At 54.2% G+C, this 18,146-nt stretch carries 21 protein-coding genes and 1 pseudogene; 14 read left to right on the top strand and 8 right to left on the bottom strand.

The features are described from left to right. Positions 1-130: 130 nt before the first annotated feature. From FHC48_RS21215 to FHC48_RS21195, 5 genes are all read left to right on the top strand, one after another. On the top strand, positions 131-745 hold the full coding sequence (locus tag FHC48_RS21215) for a TetR/AcrR family transcriptional regulator (RefSeq protein ID WP_031275020.1): 615 nt from the start codon (positions 131-133) through the stop codon (positions 743-745). 74 nt (positions 746-819) lie between these two features. Beyond that, the gene (locus FHC48_RS21210) at positions 820-1,929 is read left to right on the top strand and encodes an efflux RND transporter periplasmic adaptor subunit (RefSeq protein ID WP_059364586.1); all 1,110 of its coding nucleotides are present in this window, start codon (positions 820-822) and stop codon (positions 1,927-1,929) included. Then, positions 1,926-5,015 carry an efflux RND transporter permease subunit gene (locus tag FHC48_RS21205; RefSeq protein WP_059364584.1) on the top strand — a complete coding sequence of 1,030 codons (3,090 nt, stop codon included), beginning with the start codon at positions 1,926-1,928 and terminating at the stop codon, positions 5,013-5,015. The genes FHC48_RS21210 and FHC48_RS21205 overlap by 4 nt, the downstream gene beginning before the upstream one ends. Before the next feature lie 34 nt (positions 5,016-5,049). Beyond that, positions 5,050-5,643 (top strand): TetR/AcrR family transcriptional regulator, encoded by a 594-nt coding sequence (locus FHC48_RS21200; RefSeq protein WP_059364583.1) that lies wholly within the window; start codon positions 5,050-5,052, stop codon positions 5,641-5,643. 74 nt (positions 5,644-5,717) lie between these two features. Beyond that, positions 5,718-6,317 (top strand): NAD(P)H-dependent oxidoreductase, encoded by a 600-nt coding sequence (locus FHC48_RS21195; protein ID WP_220420587.1) that lies wholly within the window; start codon positions 5,718-5,720, stop codon positions 6,315-6,317. A gap of 114 nt (positions 6,318-6,431) precedes the next feature. Here the strand turns inward: FHC48_RS21195 and FHC48_RS21190 are convergent, their stop codons facing one another. Then, positions 6,432-6,734 (bottom strand): hypothetical protein, encoded by a 303-nt coding sequence (locus FHC48_RS21190; protein ID WP_059364580.1) that lies wholly within the window; start codon positions 6,732-6,734, stop codon positions 6,432-6,434. Positions 6,735-7,134: 400 nt separating this feature from the next. Between FHC48_RS21190 and FHC48_RS21185 the strand changes: the two genes are divergently transcribed. After that, the gene (locus tag FHC48_RS21185) at positions 7,135-7,677 is read left to right on the top strand and encodes a cysteine hydrolase family protein (RefSeq protein ID WP_059364579.1); all 543 of its coding nucleotides are present in this window, start codon (positions 7,135-7,137) and stop codon (positions 7,675-7,677) included. 65 nt (positions 7,678-7,742) lie between these two features. Here FHC48_RS21185 and FHC48_RS21180 read toward each other — a convergent pair whose 3' ends face one another. Further along, positions 7,743-8,219 carry a WbuC family cupin fold metalloprotein gene (locus tag FHC48_RS21180; protein ID WP_059364577.1) on the bottom strand — a complete coding sequence of 159 codons (477 nt, stop codon included), beginning with the start codon at positions 8,217-8,219 and terminating at the stop codon, positions 7,743-7,745. Positions 8,220-8,359: 140 nt separating this feature from the next. Further along, positions 8,360-9,037: a DUF1963 domain-containing protein gene (locus tag FHC48_RS21175; RefSeq protein WP_045353922.1), complete on the bottom strand. Its 678-nt coding sequence runs from the start codon at positions 9,035-9,037 to the stop codon at positions 8,360-8,362. A gap of 250 nt (positions 9,038-9,287) precedes the next feature. On the opposite strand from FHC48_RS21175, the gene FHC48_RS21170 reads away from it, so the two are divergent. Then, the gene (locus FHC48_RS21170; RefSeq protein WP_059364575.1) at positions 9,288-9,758 is read left to right on the top strand and encodes a hypothetical protein; all 471 of its coding nucleotides are present in this window, start codon (positions 9,288-9,290) and stop codon (positions 9,756-9,758) included. Between the two features lie 46 nt (positions 9,759-9,804). On the opposite strand, the gene FHC48_RS21165 is transcribed toward FHC48_RS21170, so the two are convergent. Together FHC48_RS21165 and FHC48_RS21160 are read right to left on the bottom strand one after the other, a co-directional pair. Continuing rightward, on the bottom strand, positions 9,805-10,728 hold the full coding sequence (locus tag FHC48_RS21165; RefSeq protein ID WP_008502355.1) for a LysR substrate-binding domain-containing protein: 924 nt from the start codon (positions 10,726-10,728) through the stop codon (positions 9,805-9,807). 24 nt (positions 10,729-10,752) lie between these two features. Next, entirely contained in the window at positions 10,753-11,289 is a 537-nt protein-coding gene (locus FHC48_RS21160; protein WP_119312109.1) for a MarR family winged helix-turn-helix transcriptional regulator, read from the bottom strand. A gap of 130 nt (positions 11,290-11,419) precedes the next feature. Here FHC48_RS21160 and FHC48_RS21155 point away from each other — a divergent pair, with 130 nt between their 5' ends. From FHC48_RS21155 to FHC48_RS21145, 3 genes are all read left to right on the top strand, one after another. Next, entirely contained in the window at positions 11,420-12,580 is a 1,161-nt protein-coding gene (locus FHC48_RS21155) for an MFS transporter (protein WP_220418736.1), read from the top strand. Between the two features lie 79 nt (positions 12,581-12,659). After that, a complete protein-coding gene (locus FHC48_RS21150; protein WP_106105945.1) occupies positions 12,660-13,097 on the top strand; it encodes a VOC family protein in 438 nt (145 codons plus the stop codon). A 13-nt stretch (positions 13,098-13,110) separates the two neighbouring features. Further along, positions 13,111-13,548, top strand: a complete 438-nt coding sequence (locus tag FHC48_RS21145) for a VOC family protein (protein ID WP_023616868.1) — start codon at positions 13,111-13,113, stop codon at positions 13,546-13,548. Between the two features lie 45 nt (positions 13,549-13,593). On the opposite strand, the gene FHC48_RS21140 is transcribed toward FHC48_RS21145, so the two are convergent. Beyond that, positions 13,594-14,487, bottom strand: coding sequence for a dihydrodipicolinate synthase family protein (locus FHC48_RS21140; RefSeq protein ID WP_220420586.1), 894 nt, complete (start codon positions 14,485-14,487; stop codon positions 13,594-13,596). A gap of 21 nt (positions 14,488-14,508) precedes the next feature. After that, positions 14,509-15,204, bottom strand: a complete 696-nt coding sequence (locus FHC48_RS21135) for a B3/4 domain-containing protein (protein ID WP_220418738.1) — start codon at positions 15,202-15,204, stop codon at positions 14,509-14,511. 43 nt (positions 15,205-15,247) lie between these two features. On the opposite strand from FHC48_RS21135, the gene FHC48_RS21130 reads away from it, so the two are divergent. Further along, positions 15,248-15,850 carry an XRE family transcriptional regulator gene (locus FHC48_RS21130; protein ID WP_023292519.1) on the top strand — a complete coding sequence of 201 codons (603 nt, stop codon included), beginning with the start codon at positions 15,248-15,250 and terminating at the stop codon, positions 15,848-15,850. 63 nt (positions 15,851-15,913) lie between these two features. After that, a complete protein-coding gene (locus FHC48_RS21125) occupies positions 15,914-16,375 on the top strand; it encodes a GNAT family N-acetyltransferase (protein WP_008502363.1) in 462 nt (153 codons plus the stop codon). Positions 16,376-16,615: 240 nt separating this feature from the next. Here FHC48_RS21125 and FHC48_RS21120 read toward each other — a convergent pair whose 3' ends face one another. Then, complete coding sequence (locus tag FHC48_RS21120) at positions 16,616-17,188, bottom strand: flavin reductase family protein (RefSeq protein ID WP_023292520.1); 573 nt, start codon at positions 17,186-17,188, stop codon at positions 16,616-16,618. Between the two features lie 128 nt (positions 17,189-17,316). Here FHC48_RS21120 and FHC48_RS21115 point away from each other — a divergent pair. Further along, positions 17,317-18,039: pseudogene (locus FHC48_RS21115) on the top strand (LysR family transcriptional regulator); the annotation flags it as partial. Between the two features lie 49 nt (positions 18,040-18,088). Further along, positions 18,089-18,146: IS1 family transposase (locus FHC48_RS23860; RefSeq protein ID WP_097491765.1), on the top strand; the 58-nt coding region annotated here is incomplete at its 3' end.

Genomic DNA, 18,146 nt, shown 5'->3' with positions numbered 1-18,146 from the left:
AAAAAACAGTGATACACTTACTCCACCTGGCCGATTGTCCCGTCTTCACGACGTAAGACAGCACAACAGTAACCAAAGTACAAAATGGTCACTCGTTGCCAACCCTGGCCCGTCACGCTAAGCTTACATAATGACTAAAACTATGAACGCCCCATCAATACGTGGTCCACTTGACCATTCTGTCAGAGAGCAAATCGTCGAAGCGGCCTTTGAGCACTTCGGCCATTACGGCTATGAAAAAACCACCGTCGCCGAGCTGGCGAAATCTATCGGTTTTTCAAAATCCTACATTTATAAGTTCTTCGATTCCAAGCAGGCTATCGGCGAAGTGATCTGCGCTAACCGCCTGGAGCTGATCATGGCGGCCGTGCTTTCCGCCATTGAGGATGCGCCGTCAGCCAGCGAAAAACTCCGCCGTCTTTTTAAGTCGCTCACCGAGGCCGGCAGCGAGCTGTTTTTCCACGATCGCAAGCTCTACGACATCGCCGCCGTCGCGTCACGGGAGAAGTGGCCTTCGACGGAAAGGTACACCGAAAGCCTCCTGAAGCTGATTGAGAGCATCATTATCGAAGGCAGACAGGCCGGAGAGTTCGAAAGGAAGACGCCGCTGGACGAGGTCACCTGTGCCGTTTACATGGTGATGTGCCCTTACATTAACCCCGTTCAGCTGCAGTACAACCTTGAAACTGCCCCAACGGCGGCGGTACTTCTCTCCTCACTGATTTTAAGAAGCCTGGCCCCCTGATTAGTGACCATTGACTTTATTGGTCACTAATCACAGAATGCGGAAACTGTCCTGTTACTTCAAAAGGGTTTCCCATGCTCAGGCTCACTTCTGCCCGCCTTGCCATATATCTTCTGCCGTTTGCCCTCGCGGCATGCGGCGATATTTCCGCGAATGACGATCCGCGCACCAGGCCTCCGCTTGTCAGATCCGCCTCCGTCGAGAGGGCGAATCCAGCCGCTCGCACCTTTACGGGCGTGGTGGTGGCAAGAACGCAAAGCGACCTGGGCTTCAGGGTTCAGGGTAAAATCCTCGAACGCCTGGTGGATACCGGGCAGACCGTCAAACAGGGCCAGCCCTTGCTGCGTCTGGATCCGGTTGACCTGAAATTACAGGCTCAGGCGCAGCAGCGCGCGGTGGATGCTGCCCAGGCGCGGGCGAGAAAAGCCACCAGCGATGAGGCGCGTTATCGCGGTCTGGTGGCGTCCGGCGCGGTGTCCGCCGCGGAGTACGATCAGATTAAAGCGGCGGCCGATACGGCCAGGGCGGATCTCAGCGCCGCCCGGGTGCAGGCCAACGTGGCGCAAAACGCCACGGGCTATGCCGTCCTGCTGGCGGATTCAGACGGCGTGGTGATGGAGACGCTTGCCGAACCCGGTCAGGTGGTCAGCGCCGGACAGGTGGCGATCCGCCTTGCCAGAGCGGGACAGCGCGAAGCGCTCGTGCAGCTTCCGGAGACGCTGCGCCCTGCCGTCGGCAGCGAAGCACGGGCCACGCTTTATGGCCGTGAACAACACCCGGTCACCGCCACGTTGCGCCTGCTGTCTGACTCCGCGGATGCCGCAACCCGTACGTATGAAGCACGCTACGTGCTGGCAGGCCAGCTGGCGAACGCGCCGCTGGGGGCGACCGTCACGCTCAGCCTTGAAGACCCAAAAGCGGAAGGTCAGGCCATGCAGGTCCCGCTGGCCTCACTCTACGATGCGGGTAAAGGGCCCGGCGTCTGGCGCATTTCCGCCCAGCCGGCAAAGGTCACATGGACGCCGGTTAAGGTGCTGAGCGTGGGCGAAGATGCGGTCCAGGTCACGGGCGGCGTGAAGCCCGGGGAGAAGATCGTTGCGTTAGGGGCCCATCTTCTGCACGAAGGTGAAGTTGTCAGGCTGGCAGAACAGCGCCATGCCGCTCCGGCGGAGAACGCGCCATGAGCGGAAGTCGCTTCAACCTGTCAGCGCTGGCCGTCCGCGAGCGTTCCGTCACGCTGTTTCTGATCGTTCTGGTGACGATTGCCGGTATTTACGCCTTTTTTGGGCTCGGGCGCGCGGAAGATCCGCCCTTCACCGTGAAGCAGATGACGGCGATTGCCGTCTGGCCGGGTGCGACCGCGCAGGAGATCCAGGATCAGGTCGCGGAGCCGCTGGAAAAGCGCCTGCAGGAACTCAAATGGTATGACCGTACCGAAACCTATACTCGTCCCGGCATGGCGTATATCACGCTGTCGTTGCAGGACAAGACCCCGCCTTCTGAGGTGCAGGAGGAGTTCTATCAGGCGCGTAAAAAGCTTGGGGATGAATCCCAACGTCTCCCGGCGGGCGTCATCGGCCCGATGATCAATGACGAATTCTCGGATGTCACCTTTGCCCTCTTTGCTCTGAAAGCAAAAGGCGAACCGCAGCGGCAGCTGGTACGCGATGCCGAAGGCCTGCGCCAGCAGCTTCTGCACGTTCCCGGGGTGATAAAAGTGAACATTATCGGCGAACAGGCCGAGCGGATTTATATCGCCTTCTCCCATGATCGTCTGGCCACGATGGGCCTCTCACCGCAGGATATTTTCAATGCCCTCAATAGCCAGAACGCCCTGGCCGCGGCGGGCGCCATTGAGACCCGGGGCGCGCAGATTTTTATCCGCCTGGACGGCGCGTTCGATGAACTGCAGAAAATCCGCGATACGCCATTAGTCGCCCAGGGCAAAACGCTCACGCTGTCTGATGTGGCAACGGTTGAACGAGGCTACGAAGATCCCCCGACGATGCTGATACGCAATCAGCATGAACCCGCCCTGCTGCTGGGCGTTGTCATGCGTGAGGGCTGGAACGGCCTGGCGCTGGGTAAAGCGCTGGATGCGGAAACGGCGAAAATCAACGATAGCCTGCCGCTTGGCATGACCCTGACCAAAGTCACCGACCAGTCCGTGAATATCCGCTCCTCGGTCGATGAGTTTATGATCAAATTCTTCGTCGCCCTGCTTGTGGTCATGGTGGTCTGTTTTGTCAGCATGGGCTGGCGCGTGGGGGTGGTGGTTGCGGCGGCGGTGCCGCTGACCCTGGCGGTCGTCTTCGTGGTGATGGAGGCCGCGGGAATAAACTTTGACCGCGTCACGCTGGGCTCCCTGATCCTCGCCCTCGGCCTGCTGGTTGACGATGCCATTATCGCCATCGAAATGATGGTGGTGAAGATGGAGGAAGGTTACGACAGAATCAAAGCCTCGGCCTACGCCTGGAGCCACACCGCCGCGCCGATGCTGGCCGGTACCCTGGTGACGGCGATTGGCTTTATGCCGAATGGGTTTGCCCAGTCGACCGCCGGGGAATACACCAGCAATATGTTCTGGATTGTCGGCCTCGCCCTGATTGCCTCATGGTTTGTTGCGGTGGTGTTCACGCCGTATCTGGGGGTGAAGATCCTGCCCGCGATCCCCAAAGTGGAAGGCGGCCATGCCGCCATCTATAACACGCCTCGCTATAACCGCTTTCGCCAGCTGCTTGGCCGCGTTATCGCCAGAAAGTGGCGCGTGGCCGGGTCCGTGGTCGCCATTTTCATTCTGGCCGTGCTCGGCATGGGGCTGGTAAAAAAACAGTTCTTCCCGACCTCCGATCGCCCGGAAGTGCTGGTTGAAGTGCAGATGCCTTATGGCACCTCGATTGCGCAAACCAGCGCCGCTACCGCAAAAATAGAAGCGTGGCTGGGCAAGCAGCCGGAAGCCAAAATCGTCACGGCCTATATTGGTCAGGGCTCGCCCCGTTTCTATCTGGCAATGGCCCCCGAGCTGCCCGATCCCTCTTTTGCGAAAATCGTGATCCTGACGGACAGCGAGACGTCACGCGAGGCGCTCAAGTTCAGGCTCAGGGAGGCCGTCGCCAGCGGCCTTGCGCCCGAAGCTCGCGTGCGGGTGACGCAGCTGGTGTTTGGCCCCTACTCGCCTTTCCCGGTTGCCTGGCGCGTGTCGGGGCCGGATGTCAAACAGGTGCAGGACATCGCCGAACGGGTGAAAGCCGTGCTTCAGGCAAGCCCGATGATGCGAACCGTTAACACCGACTGGGGCTCGCGCGTTCCGGTGCTCCATTTCACTCTCGATCAGAACCGCCTGCAGGCGACCGGCTTAACCTCCAGCGCCGTTGCCGGGCAGCTTCAGTTCCTGCTCTCCGGCGTGCCTGTCACCTCCGTGCGGGAAGATATTCGATCGGTAGACGTCGTTGCCCGCGCGGCGGGAGATATCCGCCTTGACCCGGCAAAAATCGAAGGCTTTACCCTGGTCGGCAATGCGGGACAGCGCGTGCCGCTGTCTCAAATTGGCAAGATAGAGGTCGGCATGGAAGACCCGATCCTGCGCCGTCGCGATCGCACCCCCACGATTACCGTACGGGGCGATATCGCCGACAATCTTCAGCCGCCGGACGTGTCGGTCGCCATCATGAAGCAGCTCCAGCCGATCGTTGATTCGCTGCCGGCTGGCTACCGCATTGACATGGCGGGGTCGATTGAGGAATCGGGTAAAGCCACGCAGGCCATGTTACCGCTGTTCCCGATCATGATTGCCCTGACGCTGCTGATCATCATTTTGCAGGTGCGCTCACTCTCCGCGATGGTCATGGTGTTCTTAACCGCGCCGCTGGGGCTGATTGGCGTCGTGCCGACCCTGCTGATATTTAATCAGCCGTTTGGCATCAACGCGCTAGTCGGCCTGATCGCCCTCTCCGGCATTCTGATGCGCAATACGCTGATTCTGATCGGCCAAATCGATCATAACCAGAAGGATGGCCTCGATCCGTTCCAGGCGGTGGTCGAGGCGACGGTCCAGCGAGCGCGGCCGGTCTTACTCACCGCCATGGCGGCCGTGCTGGCGTTCATTCCCCTGACGCATTCGGTGTTCTGGGGCACGCTGGCCTGGACGCTGATCGGCGGAACGCTGGGCGGGACGATCATTACGCTCGTCTTCCTGCCCGCAATGTATGCGATCTGGTTCCGGATCCGCCCGGTTGAACAACGCGTGCAGCCTGCCACGGAAAACGTGTAAACTACCATCAGTAGATAACTGACCCGAGGCAAGCATGGTTGTTAAGCGCTTAAGAAAAGAGGACCGCCGCGTGCAGCTGCTGGAGGTTGCGCGAGGGATCGTGCGTCAGCAAGGCACGGAGGCGTTGACCCTTGGCTATCTGGCAGAACGGGCTAACGTGACCAAGCCCATCCCCTACGACCACTTTGGCGATCGTGAAGGGCTATTGATGGCGCTGTACCAGGATTATAGCGATCGGCAGCTGGCAAAATTCCGCGAGACGCTGGCGGTGGACAGCAAAACGCTGGAGAAGACGATCCGCTTTTTCAGCGCGGCCTATATCGACTGTGCGATTGCCGCCGGGCCTGAAACCGGGCCAATCGCCGCGGCGCTGTCCGGTTCTCGCACGCTGCAGACGTTTCGGGAAGCGTGCGTGGCCGAATGTGCCGACTGCCTGCGCACCGCGCTTTCTCCTTTTATCGTCTTAAAAGGCGTTCAGGGAGAAGCGGTACTGACGGCCATCATTGGCGCGGCGGAGGCGCTCAGCACCGCGGCGGGCAACGGCGTGCTCGCCCGAAATGTGGCAGAAGATATGCTCTGCGGCGCCATGACCGGGGTGCTGGAGACCTACGCGAATAGCACAAAATGATCGCCGGGGGCGGATTGACACCTAAGTTACCAATAGTAATATAGGCATCACTTCTCCCCCATCTGGAGGTCGCTATGTCTGCAACACATGCCATTAAAAACACGCTGATCGTGACGGCACACCCGATCGACAATTCGTTATCCCATACGCTGGCAGCCCGCATTGCCGGGAAATTACGCGAGGAAGGTACGCAGGTTGAGATCGCCGATCTGCATGCTGAAGGGTTTAATCCGTCGATGACCCGCGCCGATCTCGATTTGTATCACGGCGATCCGAGCGCCCTCCCCGACGATATTCTGCGCGAGCAGCAGCGCGTCGAGCGCGCGGATATGCTGGTATTCGTCTTCCCGGTGTACTGGTGGTCGGTTCCCGCGCTGTTGAAAGGCTGGTTCGATCGCGTGTTAACCCTGAACTGGGCGTATAAGGTGGCCGACGACGGCCGGATTGTGGGCAACTTACGGGATGTTCCCGTCCGCCTGATTGCCACTGGCGGGAGCGATCTTACCGGGTTCGACAAACACGGCTACTCGACGGCGATTCAGACGCAGATAATCGAAGGGGTATTTGGCTTCTGCGGGTTGAAGAACGTTAAGCTCGATATCCTTTACCAGGCAGACACGGCGACGCCCGAGCAGGTTGACGAATTCCTGAGCGAGATCGGCAACCTAAAATAATATCGGCTATCCAGCCAGCAACGGCGTGCCTCCTTCGCCATAAGGAGGCACGTGTTCTCGATGTTACTAACCGTCAGGGATCCTGCTGGCAAACCGGAACGCTCTTTCTTGTGATTATTCAAAAAATAACGAGGAAAGGCCAATCGTCATCACTACACTCATAATCACCTGAATCAAGATAATAAAAAAAGCGATCCCACCCAATACGGTGATTTTTCGACGCAGAATGAAAGTTATGCCGGAAAGTACAGCATTGAACAGAATGGCTTTAAGTATATAGGAAAGCGGCACCATGGCCGGGTGACCGGTCTGCACTCCAGCAAGCCCAATGAGACCCAGTAGAAAATTACCGCAAATTCCCCATCCCCAGAAAGTCATCGGTAAGCTCATCTGCCCCGCGACTAATCTTTTCAACATACGCACATCCTTTTTGTGATTTTTTATCGAAACACAACGGTTTTTATCCAGTCTCTCGCACAGTTGGATTGTGCAATAAGTCGAGCCGACAAATACGCAACTACCAAATATGCTGATATGATTTTGTTCATCTTTACAGGCATATTGATGGTATTGAAAAGAACTATCGGCAGCAAATTTTTAAAGTTTAACGGCTCGTCCGGATATGGTTTAAAAGATATATCAGCGAAGGTCATAACATGTTTACGTCAGTTCAGCCAACAACCCCCCTCACCACCACCGGACCCTTCGGCGGTGCGAGCGTGTCTGTAGTGAACGACTGACAAACAGAACCTCAATCCCCGCCGGCATGGACGGGGAAATCTCTCTCCGTTCACCACCTTCTGAATGGAGAAAGAAAATGGTTTCATCTGACAATGCTCTCTTGATTATCGACATGCAGCAGGGCCTCTTTCGGGGCCCGATTTCCCCTCGCTCCGCCGATGCCGTTCTGGCCAATATCCGCTTGTTAATCGCCAACGCCCGAGACGCGCAGGTATCCGTCTTTTTTGCCCGCCATATTGGGCCTGACGACTCCCCCTTCTCAGAAAAGGGGCCGTTAACACAGCTGATACCTGAACTGGACGTGAAGGAGCAGGACGTTGTTTTCACCAAGCGCTATCCCAGCTCTTTTCTGGATACGGTATTGCTGCGTGAACTTAATCAGAGAGGCATCAAACAGCTGGTCATTGCCGGGATGAAAACAGAGTTTTGCGTCGATACGACCTGCCGGGCCGCACCGGAGCTGGGTTTCAGGACGGTATTAATTTCAGATGCGCATACCACAATGGATAATGACTGTTTATACGCCAGCGACATTATTGCCCATCACAACAGCACGCTGGCAGGCCCGTTTGTGACGCTGTCGACTGCTCGTGACTGGCTTTTTAGTACGGTGAGTTGACTCAGGTGAGCGCTTATCTCTTTACCCGGCTCGCCTTTTCGCGCGCCGGGCACATAAGAGAATAATTACAGGGTAAAACCACCGTCACCCACCTGTGCCTTAGCGTACCATTGCATCAGCTTCTCGGTGCCGGGCTCGTTTTCTGCCGGTGACCATGGGGCGGTATCATGCTCGGGCACGGGCTGATACGCCCCGTGTTTAACCTCAAAAATGACGCCGCCTTTATCCAGCGACAGCACGGCATGCCAGGTTCCGGCATCCATCTCCAGCACTTTACACTCTTCACCTAACACTACACGCCGGGTCACGTTTCCGCTGTCGTCAAAATTCAGCACCAGAAAGCGGCCGCTCAGCGCCGTCAGCAGTTCAAACGTGTGCGGATGGCGGTGGGGGCGGACATAGGTACCGGGTTCCATTGCAATGGCCAGACGCTGCACCGGGTCGCTCAGGTCAGGGTGTAAATTACGGTGCGCGCGTAAGCGAGGAGAATGTGCGGCCTGCTCGCTTTGCTGCCGCAGGTCACTGAAAGTAATCTGTTTCATATACACCTTTAGGAATTTGGGCTGTCTACGGCAACCCGGTTGCCGCAGGACGTTATACCATCCTGAACGGTCGAGGCGCGATGGGATTTGTGAAACAAATCACTGCCGGGCGAGTGGTCAATCCCCCGGCAGGAAGCTCATCAGTAGAACTGACATGAAAACCGCCATTCCCCTTCTGATGACCGGTGAAAGTAACCGATACCGTTATCCGCCCACATCCAGTTTACTTTTTCTTCTGACCCAACCTGAAAAACAAACTCTTCGATTCCCACACCGTGTTGTATCTCAGTCGGAAATCCCCCTACCTTGGTTCCCCTGTAGCGATTGAAATCTTCAAAAAAACTATCACTGGCCTGCTCATCATCATTTACGCAAGAGAGATCAATAATATCCCAGGCATCTTCCCATCCAGGAGCATCGTCAATGACACTCAGCCATTGAACTGGAAACGGCCGATACGGCGTGTCCAATTCAGGCAATGGCTGAAGCCCTTCGAGGCTGGCATACTCGCGAATTAACCATCCTTCACCGTGCGGTTCGTCAAAGGGATGTTGTTCCACATTGTGAAACAACACCAGAAGGGCTATGCCCTTCAACTGGTCAGGAATAACAGGAAGCTCATCGACCCTGATCTGAAGAAGTGGAAACATGGGTTTGCCCTTCCAGGTGGGTAATCCTTCATCTGCGCGAGAAACGCCCTTCAGAAACCATGACGTAATGGGATCTTCAGGCGGGCGAAACCCACCGACCTGAGCGACCGATGCGGGTCTTAACCTGGTCCGGAGTTCTTCTAAAACTGACGCACTCTCTAATCTCATGTTTGCTCGCCTCTGTAGACGCTTGTCGGACAGATATTCTGCTTTTCATTGTAAGTTAATCATCACATCTGGAGAATCTCATTGAATAATAAAACCTATGTTGAGTAAAACTCACATTGATTCCCACTATTTCTCGTTTTTCAAACGTAATCTCATTGAAATACCATCCCTTCATTCCCGGTCTCTTCCTGACCTGGAACAGAGAGCGAAACTCAAATAATAAATACACCTGCATGCATATGGAGTACGTATGACACTCGATGTTTTATTTCATCTAATGAAAATGATCTCACCTGAAAAAAACATCGCGGGTGAAAATATACATGCGTTAATAACGTTACTTTCGTCAGAAAACGATAGCGGTGAGGTGCTTTCGCCCTTTATTCATCGACTGCATCTTCTGTCTTTCGCCCAAAGCAATCCGGGTAACGCCGAAGAGTTGCTCTCTGCGCATTTACCCAAAGACGACGGGATCCTTCCGGTTCTGGACTTCGCGGACTGGCCCCGGGTGCGTTACGCCGGGTCAGGTGAAGTTCAGACGCCTGAATCTGAGAAGTACTTCCGTGAAATGACATCGGCTACCAATCTGTTACGTTCTGCGCTGATCGAAGCTGAACGCGCAAAGGGAACCCCTGCGCTATATATACTGGATAAATTACTCAACCTGAACAGCGCCCTGCCGGAAAGATATAAAAAGATGGCAAATATTCCCTACGCATAAATACGTTCACTGTCGGAATATTTCCCTGTTAATATTCCGCTATTTATTAAATCCGCTTTTCATTGAAATCAAGACAGACAATATCCAAAGAGGGCACCACTGGCGCATTAAGGTTAAGCCAGGCCAGCAACCGTTCAATACTCTGTCCTCTGAGCGAATTTTTGGGCCAGACAAGGTAGTAACCGTCCCCTGTTGCTATCGCCTCCCTGAAGGGCAGCGCGAGAAGGCCGCTTTTCAGCGCGTCGAGCGTGAGCCGGAGATCCGCCATCGCTACGCCGTGTCCGTGCATGGCCGCAAGGCTGCCCTGCTCCAGGGTGTCGAACACGATCCCGCCGCCCATGTCGAGGCCGGGGAATAAGCCCGTCCTTTTCAGCCAGCGCTTCCAGTCCCGTCTGTCCGGTGACGGATGAATAAGATCGCACTCTGGAAGCTGATGCCGGGCAGGCTCCAGCAAAGACGGCGTACAAACCGGAATAAGCCATTCGCTGAACAGCAGCCGGCTCTCCGTTGACTCGCCAAAATAGCCGTTCCCGAGGAGGATCGCACAATCGTAGGGCTCGCGGCTGAAGTCAACGGTGTCGAAGTCCATCCAGACGCTGGCGATTTCGATTTTCGGCTTCGCGTGGTTCTCGCGAAAGGATTTAAGCACATTGAGGAGCCATCGCATCGTCAGGGTGCTGGGGGCTTTGAGGCGCAGAAGGTGGTTTTCACTTTTGAATGCGCGACAGGCCCACTCAATATTCGAGAAACTTTCGCTAAGCTGCCCGGCCAGAATGCGCCCGGCGTCGCTGACCTCCACTCTCGGACCTTGCCGCTTAAACAGCTCGCAGTCAAACCACATCTCAAGCGTCCGGACATGCCTGCTGACCGCCCCCGGCGTGATGTTCAGGACTTCAGCCGCTTTGCTAAAGGAGTTCAGCCGTGCGGCAACTTCGAACGCGCGCAGCGCATACAGTGGCGGTAAAGACATATGTTCCCTTTTTGTCAGGTGTAATCATGCAGTTTTTGTATTATCGGCACTCGGTGACGTTTCACCCCATTCCTCAGCCGGAAATGTCAGCAGCAGCACCCTGAGCAGGGACTCAAGCTGCGCGCGTTGCGCCTCAGAGAGGTTTCTCAGCAGCGCATTTTGCGTTTCCGTATGCACGAGCAGCGCCTGTTCGATACGCTCCTGCCCGTGCGGCGTCAGGCTGACGAGCGAGCTGCGCTTGTCGTCGGGATCGGCAATCCGCCTGATAAGGCCTTGCTGTTCGAGATGGTTGAGCCGATTCGTCATCGCCCCTGAGGTGATCAACAGGGATGTATACAGCTGCGTGGGCGAAAGGCAGTACGGCTCCCCGGCGCGGCGCAGCGTGGCGAGGACGTCAAACTCGCCCTCGCGAAAGCCAAACGGCGCCATGGCCTGCGCGCGCTCTTTTCCCAGGTGCTTCATCAGCCTGAGCATTCGGCCAAAAATTTTCATCGACGAGGCGTCCAGCTCGGGCATGGCGCTGCTCCACTGGCCGACAACGAAGTCTACATGGTCTTTCATCTTCACCCCGTATGGCGTGGGAATTTATCGAGTTGTGCGGTACATCTTACACAAAAAAAGATTTTATCTTAACGTTAAGATAAATGCTCGCGGCAATTTGCCTGGGCCATTCACAACCGAAAAGGATGCTATGTTGAAACGCACGTCACCGTTACTCTTCGCCGTTATCGCTTTTATCGTCGGGCTAAATCTGCGCCCCATTCTGGCCTCGGTTGGCCCCCTGTTCTCCGTGCTGCAGCGCGAAGCGGGGCTGACCGCGACGCAATTCAGCCTGCTGACCACCCTGCCGGTGGCGATGATGGGACTGGCTGCCCTGTGTGGCCCCTGGCTTTTAGCCAGGATCGGTGCCGTCAGGGGAATTATGCTCGGGCTGTTCATCCTGCTGGTAGCCTGTTCATTACGCGGTTTTAGCACCTCGCTGGCGGGGCTGATGAGCACCGCGTTACTGGGCGGGGCCAGCATCGGCACGATCCAGGCGTTAATGCCTGCCCTGATAAAAAAGGCGTATACGCAAACGGCCAGCACGATCATGTCGCTATTCAGCACGGGCATTATGGCCGGTGCGGCAGTCGCCGCCGCCAGCGCCGAGCCGCTGTTTTCATGGCTCACGCTCAAGCCCGCGCTGGCTATGGCAGGCGTGCTCGCGCTGCTGGCGCTGATGCTGTGGTTACCCCTGGTTAAGCAGCCTCAAGGGGAACAAACAGCACATGAATCCGTTACGCTCTCTTCCTCCCGGACTGGACTCCTTCTGCTCTTTTTCGGCGTGGGGACGGGTGCCTACACGCTGGTCTTAGCCTGGCTGCCCCCGCTCTATATTCAGGCAGGATGGTCCGCACGCAGCAGCGGCTATATGCTGGCCTGGCTGACCTTAACCGAGGTGGCCGCCGGGTTTGCCGTCTCCGCGCTGATCGGTAAATTCCCCGACCGCCGTGTTCCGCTGATAACTGTACTGTTACTGCTGCTCGCGGGTTTACTGTGTCTGGTCTTCTCTCCAGGTACGACGCCGGTCTTATCAACCTTGCTGCTTGGCATCGGTATCGGCGCCCTCTTCCCGCTGTCGCTTATCGTCACGTTCGATCATGCGCGAACGCCCGCGCAGGCCGGGAAGTTACTGTCTAAAGTTCAGGGAGGAGGATATATGATCGCCGCGCTCATGCCGCTAGTTGCCGGGATCGTTCGCGACAGTTCGGTCTCGCTGAACAGCGCCTGGCTGGTGATGAGTGCGGGAGTCGTGCTGTTGATCGCTATCGCGTTCACTTTCAAACCCGCCGCGAACGTGCAGGCGCGGTGAATGCGGTACCAGAAATGAGAGTCGTATTTCAGACAGCTCTACGCTAAATTCCATCATTTCAGGCTATTAAGGAGTGGATATGTCGCAGACGTTACCGGGAATTGATGTCATGTTCGTCGCCGGGTTCGGGCCTATTTCACAGGATACAGCGTCCAGCACCGCGTTTTATATCCAGACTCTCGGACTGCCGCTGAAGCCAATGGAGGGCAATGCCGAGTATCTGCTCACTGAAGAGGGACACTTACCGGGCGTGAAGCATTTTGCCGTCTGGCCGCTGTCACAGGCGGCAACGTCCTGTTTTGGTGAATCGGAATGGCCAGTGGAGCATCCGATACCGCAGGGATGGATTGAATACGAGGTGCAGGATCTCGATTCCGCTACCCGTGTTCTGAGTGAAAAAGGCTATCGGTTGTTGGTCGCCAACCGCACGGAACCGTGGGGGCAAACCGTTACTCGCCTGCTCAGCCCGGAAGGTTTGCTGACCGGACTAACAGTTACGCCGTGGCTGCGTGGATAGAGGATGTTATAAGGTGCTGGCTTATATCACGATAGGGACAAATGACTTTCAGCGCGCCGTGAACTTTTATGACGCTATTTTTAACGTTCTGGGCTATTCACGTCTGCCCGCCTGGACTGATAGCTGGGCAATGTGGGGAAATGAAAATCATCCGGATGACGAATTTAGCTTCTGCATTTGTCCTCCTTTTGACCAGCAACCCGCGACGGCGGGAAACGGGACAATGTTCGCATTCAGAGCCGATAGCGCGGAAATTGTCAGACGCTTCCATGCAGCGGGCCTCCGTGCGGGAGGAAAGGATGAAGGCGTGCCCGGTACACGAACCGCCTACGGCCCCGATTTTTATGTTGCCTATCTGCGCGATCCTGACGGGCATAAACTGGCATGCGTTTACCGGAATTATTCTCCTGATGCAGATACGCTCTCAGGAGAGGAAGAGTCACTTCACTAATAAAATTTTGCGGTAAGGATCGGTAGACACCCAGTCCTGCGGAGATCACTTCAGCTCCAGCGTGCTTATTACATGGGCAATATCCGCGATGTCGCCAGCTGACAACGGTTGCAGAGGGCGAGGCAGGCAATCCATGTCGGTAAGCCCAAGCACGCCAGCCGCAGCGGCAATAACGCGAATACTTCCGCCATGTTTCCGGAAGAGCAACCACAACGGCTCAAGGCGGGTTGTCAGGGCTGTAACGCGTTGACGATCGTTTGCCGCCGCAGCTTCGGTGATTTGTTTCGCCTTCTCAGGGAACAGACCGCCACACACGGAATACCACACTTCACATCCGGCGTTTAATCCCAGCCCCGCATAAGCGTCGCCACTGATACCGATTGTTACGCCAGGGCGCAAATGTTGACGTAACGCATTCACCCTTTCAATCGCTGCAGCGGGGCTATCCGGGACGCCAGGGATCTTGACCGAGCGAACCCCCTCAAGTGAGGAGAGACGACCGTGGAGTTCATCCGTAAAGGTAAAATGCGTAGTGCCCGGATTATCATAGATACACACCGGTACAGACGCGTGCCGGGTAACGGTCTCAAAGAGTGAGAAGACTTCTTCGTCGCGGAGTGGCTGGTAGCTGACCGCCGGGAGTAACAGCGCAGTCGCACCAGCTGCCTGTGCATCCTCTGCCAGATGCAGGATGGCATCGGTACCGACCGCTCCCACACACACCATAACGGGGATGTTCCCTGCATGCTGTTTAGCCAGCGTTGCTACGCGCTTGCGCTGCTCCCGGGTCAGATAGGCGTAGCTTCCGGTTGACCCCAGGATGCCCATAGAATCAACCCGAGCGTCTGTAAGACGGGAAAGAATATGGCTAAAACCCTTTTCATCCACGCCGCGGGCAGTGACTGGGGTTAATGGAAACGCCGACAAACCGGTAAACATAACTCTTTCTCCTGAAGGGTATTACTGCTGTTGTTCTTCGATGAGAACAACTTCAAACCACAGACCGGGCATCATTTTTTCCAGGCCGTCGGTCAGCATCTTCCCGGCTTCGTGAAGTCTATCCAGCGGCATCTGCGGGAGACTCTCCAGAATGAACCACATTTGCTGAGCTTCCACGCCTAAGCGGGTTCTGATCCCCTGTCGCCAGTTCCAGCGACGGCAGGTCACGCCGATATCATCACACCAGATAACCTCGCCTTGTGAAGGATACTCAACGGTGGCCTCTCCCTCTTTGACGGTATCAAAAGGCTCTGTTCCTTTTGCCACAGTCAGACGCGGCGCCCCCTGATAGGCAGAGAGATTCTCTCCACCAACCGGAACGGCATAGCGGAGACTAACGGCATTATAAAGATCAACGATAGAATCGAGCGCTGGCATCGTTCCGTCACGTAACACGCGCTTGCGTAACGCATCTGCTGAGCAAGGGGTGCGTTTAGGTTTAGCACCAAACTTTTGAAAAACGTCGGCCCATGCCGCCAGATGAGAGTCCGCCCAATCTGGTTCACCGGCCAGAACGGCTTCACAGGCTTCACGCAGCGCCGTTTCTCCAGCGTCGGGATTAAGCACTGGCGCAGCTTTTACGCAAATGCTCAGTGCACGAAAACCGGGAGCAATACGATAAATTTCAGGGGTAATTGACGGAGATACTGTTAGCACGTGATAATCCTGTAATGACTATTTTATCCCATGATAATGACCAATGACCAAAAAAGTCAATTTAATGACCGATGCAAACGCTATCGTCAACACTGTGAATGAAGCCGTATCTCAGCGAATTAAACTCTATCGTAAGCATAAGAAGATATCCCTCGATGAACTCTCCCGTCGGGCAGGCGTCAGCAAGGGAGCGCTGGTTGAGATAGAGGGATGCCGGGCGAATCCCAGCATTGCCCTGTTATGCCGCCTGGCTGCCGCAATGGGGGTTTCGGTGGCTGATTTTGTGGATGTCAGTTCAAAACCGACCGTGCATCTCATTGCTGAAGATGAGATCCCAGAATTGTGGGAAGGTGAAAAAGGCGGGAGAGCAAGATTGCTCGCAGGGTCAGGTGGCCCTGATATGACCGAGCTCTGGATGTGGGAAATGCAGCCGGGGGAAAAGTTTGCGTCCCCCGGCCACACGGAAGGTACGCTTGAACTGTTTTATGTGCAGTCGGGCACGCTCACACTCGGCGTACAGGAACACGTGTATCGGGTAAATACTGGCTGTTCGGCAACCGCCAGAACGGACGTTCCTCATTTCTATGAAAACCAGGGGGAGAACCCGCTGGTATTTATCATGACAGTACATGAAAAAGCATCCTGAGCATTCCCCGGCATAGAGGACAGCCCTGTGCCTCATCACAAGTAGCCCAAAAGGAGGAGTTCGGTGAATAATCAGCATCTGCGTTTTACCAAAGACAAATTTATTGTCACAACCGATCCCAGCTTTTTTCAGCTGGAAGCCATTCATGATTACCTCTCGCAATCGTCCTGGGCTCCTGGTATTGATGCTGAAACGGTCAGGATATCAATCCAGAACAGCCTTTGTTTCGCGCTCCTGGATGGAACAAGACAAATCGGCTTCGCCCGTCTGGTCACAGACTATGCCACTTTTGGTTATTTGTGTGACGTCTACGTGCTGAACGATTATCAGAAAAGTGGTCTTGGACGTTGGCTGATTGAATGCTGTCATGCCCATCCATTGTTGTCACGTCTGCGACGGATAATGCTGGTAACCGACAGCGCGCCATGGTTATACCAGAAGCTGGGGTATAACCCATTGAACCGTCCGGATTTTGTCTGGCAAATCAATCGACCCGATATTTATCGTAACCCCGGGCAAAAATAAAAGTACTTTGCAGAGAGTAATGATAAATGTGAATCCGCAGGGCCTGTCACTCTGATGCAGAAGAATTTGCTCTTTTAGCCGAACGAATCTTACGACATCCGCTTCTGGCACTGAGCGGATATGCTAACTGAGCTAAAGGTCCCCTGTGAGTGAGAAGCAAACATCTTAAGTAGGTTGTTCTTTTATGCTACTACCTCTATGTAGCCATGTTATATGGCTACATTTATACAGAAGTAAGGATTAGTCTTTTCCCGGACCATAATTAAATTTTGTCCCTTTGCCAATGGCGTAAAACTGTCCGCCAGCAACGTAATGGACAGTACGTAATTCATCTGGTGCATCATCAAAAATCCAGTGCCCATTTCTGAAAACGCGGTCATCACTCCATGCTCCGACAATTTCCCCCATGAACAAGTTGTGCTGCTTTTCATTTTCTTCATTGGGTATGACCTTACATACTAACCAGCCAGCGCAACCTTCCACTAAAGGCAGATCAAACTCTTTCTGATAAAATAGTGGGATTTTACTATTTTTATCGGGTGTGTCGGAATAACTGTGACCTCCAGCATATAAAACCATTTCCATCTGATTTACTACTGGGATCTGTACAACGTAATATCCGCTTTTTTCTACAAGCCCGCGAGTAAATGCCTGTGGACCTATAAAAGCCATCACTTTGTTATTGCCTACTAATCCCACCCAAGCCGCTGCCATGACATTTTCAATGCCATCATTTTTAGCCGATATCATCGTCGTTGGCCCGACCTGTAATAAACGATAGGCTTTGTTTAACTCTACTGGTTGAATTGACATAATTTACTCTTTTGAGTTCTGATAAAAAGTAAGACAGGTTACTTATTTGATTGTTCGATTATATGGCTGGAATAGTTGCAAATTAATTGCTATTATCAAAATACATTATTGCAAATTTCACAATAATCATGGACAAACTTGACGCTCTAAAATTTTTTATCATCGCCTCTGAGACCTTGAACTTCCGCGAAGCAGCCATCAAGCTGTCGGTTTCACCATCAGTAGTAACCCGAACAGTCGCTGAGCTGGAGAAACAACTTGGTGAACCTTTATTCAAACGTAATACGCGTTCGATCTTTCTCACCAGTTTCGGCGAACTATTTTTACCCCAAGCAAAGCGACTGCTTGAAGATTCTGAAAAACTTTTTCAGACAGCGAAAGATGATAATGAAATGAAGGGTATTGTTCGTATCACATTACTTCGATTTCCAAATCATGAACAAATCTTGTATGAACTATTGACTGCACTACGTTCCTATCCTGAGTTATTTATCGACTGGCGTTTAGATATGATGAAACTTGATACTATTGAGCATCGTATTGATATAGGTATACGCGTAGGACGAGAACCTAATCCAAACTTTATCATTAAAAATATCGGACAAGTTGAACATATTTTGGTTGCATCCCCTGAACTTATTGAGCGCCTGGGAGCACCTACTGATTTAGAAGATCTTCGACAGCGTTATCCATTTAGTGGTTTAATTAATCCTGAAACGGGAAAATCATTTGAGTTTATGAGTGACGCAGTAAATACTTTTGTCCCTCGTCATATTGAGTTTTATACTACAGATCCATATGCCGAAATTCAGGCTGCATTGGCCGGGAGAACGGTTGTACAGTCCGGTGATGCTGCCAACTTACTGATTTAGTGTATGATGGTGTTTTTGAGGTGCTCCAGTGGCTTCTGTTTCTATCAGCTGTCCCTCCTGTTCAGCTACTGACGGGGTGGTGCGTA

This window comes from Enterobacter sp. EC_50 (assembly GCF_019584525.1).
GTDB lineage: Bacteria > Pseudomonadota > Gammaproteobacteria > Enterobacterales > Enterobacteriaceae > Enterobacter > Enterobacter roggenkampii.
This window is presented reverse-complemented; position numbering and strand designations above follow the sequence as displayed.

Coding starts and splice junctions, on each gene's coding strand:
- FHC48_RS21175 (WP_045353922.1), bottom strand. CDS start 9,037: ATGAGATTAGAGAGTGCGTCAGTTTTAGAAGAACTCCGGACCAGGTTA.
- FHC48_RS21205 (WP_059364584.1), top strand. CDS start 1,926: ATGAGCGGAAGTCGCTTCAACCTGTCAGCGCTGGCCGTCCGCGAGCGT.
- FHC48_RS21120 (WP_023292520.1), bottom strand. CDS start 17,188: ATGTCAATTCAACCAGTAGAGTTAAACAAAGCCTATCGTTTATTACAG.
- FHC48_RS21200 (WP_059364583.1), top strand. CDS start 5,050: ATGGTTGTTAAGCGCTTAAGAAAAGAGGACCGCCGCGTGCAGCTGCTG.
- FHC48_RS21180 (WP_059364577.1), bottom strand. CDS start 8,219: ATGAAACAGATTACTTTCAGTGACCTGCGGCAGCAAAGCGAGCAGGCC.
- FHC48_RS21165 (WP_008502355.1), bottom strand. CDS start 10,728: ATGTCTTTACCGCCACTGTATGCGCTGCGCGCGTTCGAAGTTGCCGCA.
- FHC48_RS21185 (WP_059364579.1), top strand. CDS start 7,135: ATGGTTTCATCTGACAATGCTCTCTTGATTATCGACATGCAGCAGGGC.
- FHC48_RS21195 (WP_220420587.1), top strand. CDS start 5,718: ATGTCTGCAACACATGCCATTAAAAACACGCTGATCGTGACGGCACAC.
- FHC48_RS21140 (WP_220420586.1), bottom strand. CDS start 14,487: ATGTTTACCGGTTTGTCGGCGTTTCCATTAACCCCAGTCACTGCCCGC.
- FHC48_RS21160 (WP_119312109.1), bottom strand. CDS start 11,289: ATGAAAGACCATGTAGACTTCGTTGTCGGCCAGTGGAGCAGCGCCATG.
- FHC48_RS21215 (WP_031275020.1), top strand. CDS start 131: ATGACTAAAACTATGAACGCCCCATCAATACGTGGTCCACTTGACCAT.
- FHC48_RS21155 (WP_220418736.1), top strand. CDS start 11,420: ATGTTGAAACGCACGTCACCGTTACTCTTCGCCGTTATCGCTTTTATC.
- FHC48_RS21210 (WP_059364586.1), top strand. CDS start 820: ATGCTCAGGCTCACTTCTGCCCGCCTTGCCATATATCTTCTGCCGTTT.
- FHC48_RS21130 (WP_023292519.1), top strand. CDS start 15,248: ATGACCAAAAAAGTCAATTTAATGACCGATGCAAACGCTATCGTCAAC.
- FHC48_RS21150 (WP_106105945.1), top strand. CDS start 12,660: ATGTCGCAGACGTTACCGGGAATTGATGTCATGTTCGTCGCCGGGTTC.
- FHC48_RS21190 (WP_059364580.1), bottom strand. CDS start 6,734: ATGTTGAAAAGATTAGTCGCGGGGCAGATGAGCTTACCGATGACTTTC.
- FHC48_RS21170 (WP_059364575.1), top strand. CDS start 9,288: ATGACACTCGATGTTTTATTTCATCTAATGAAAATGATCTCACCTGAA.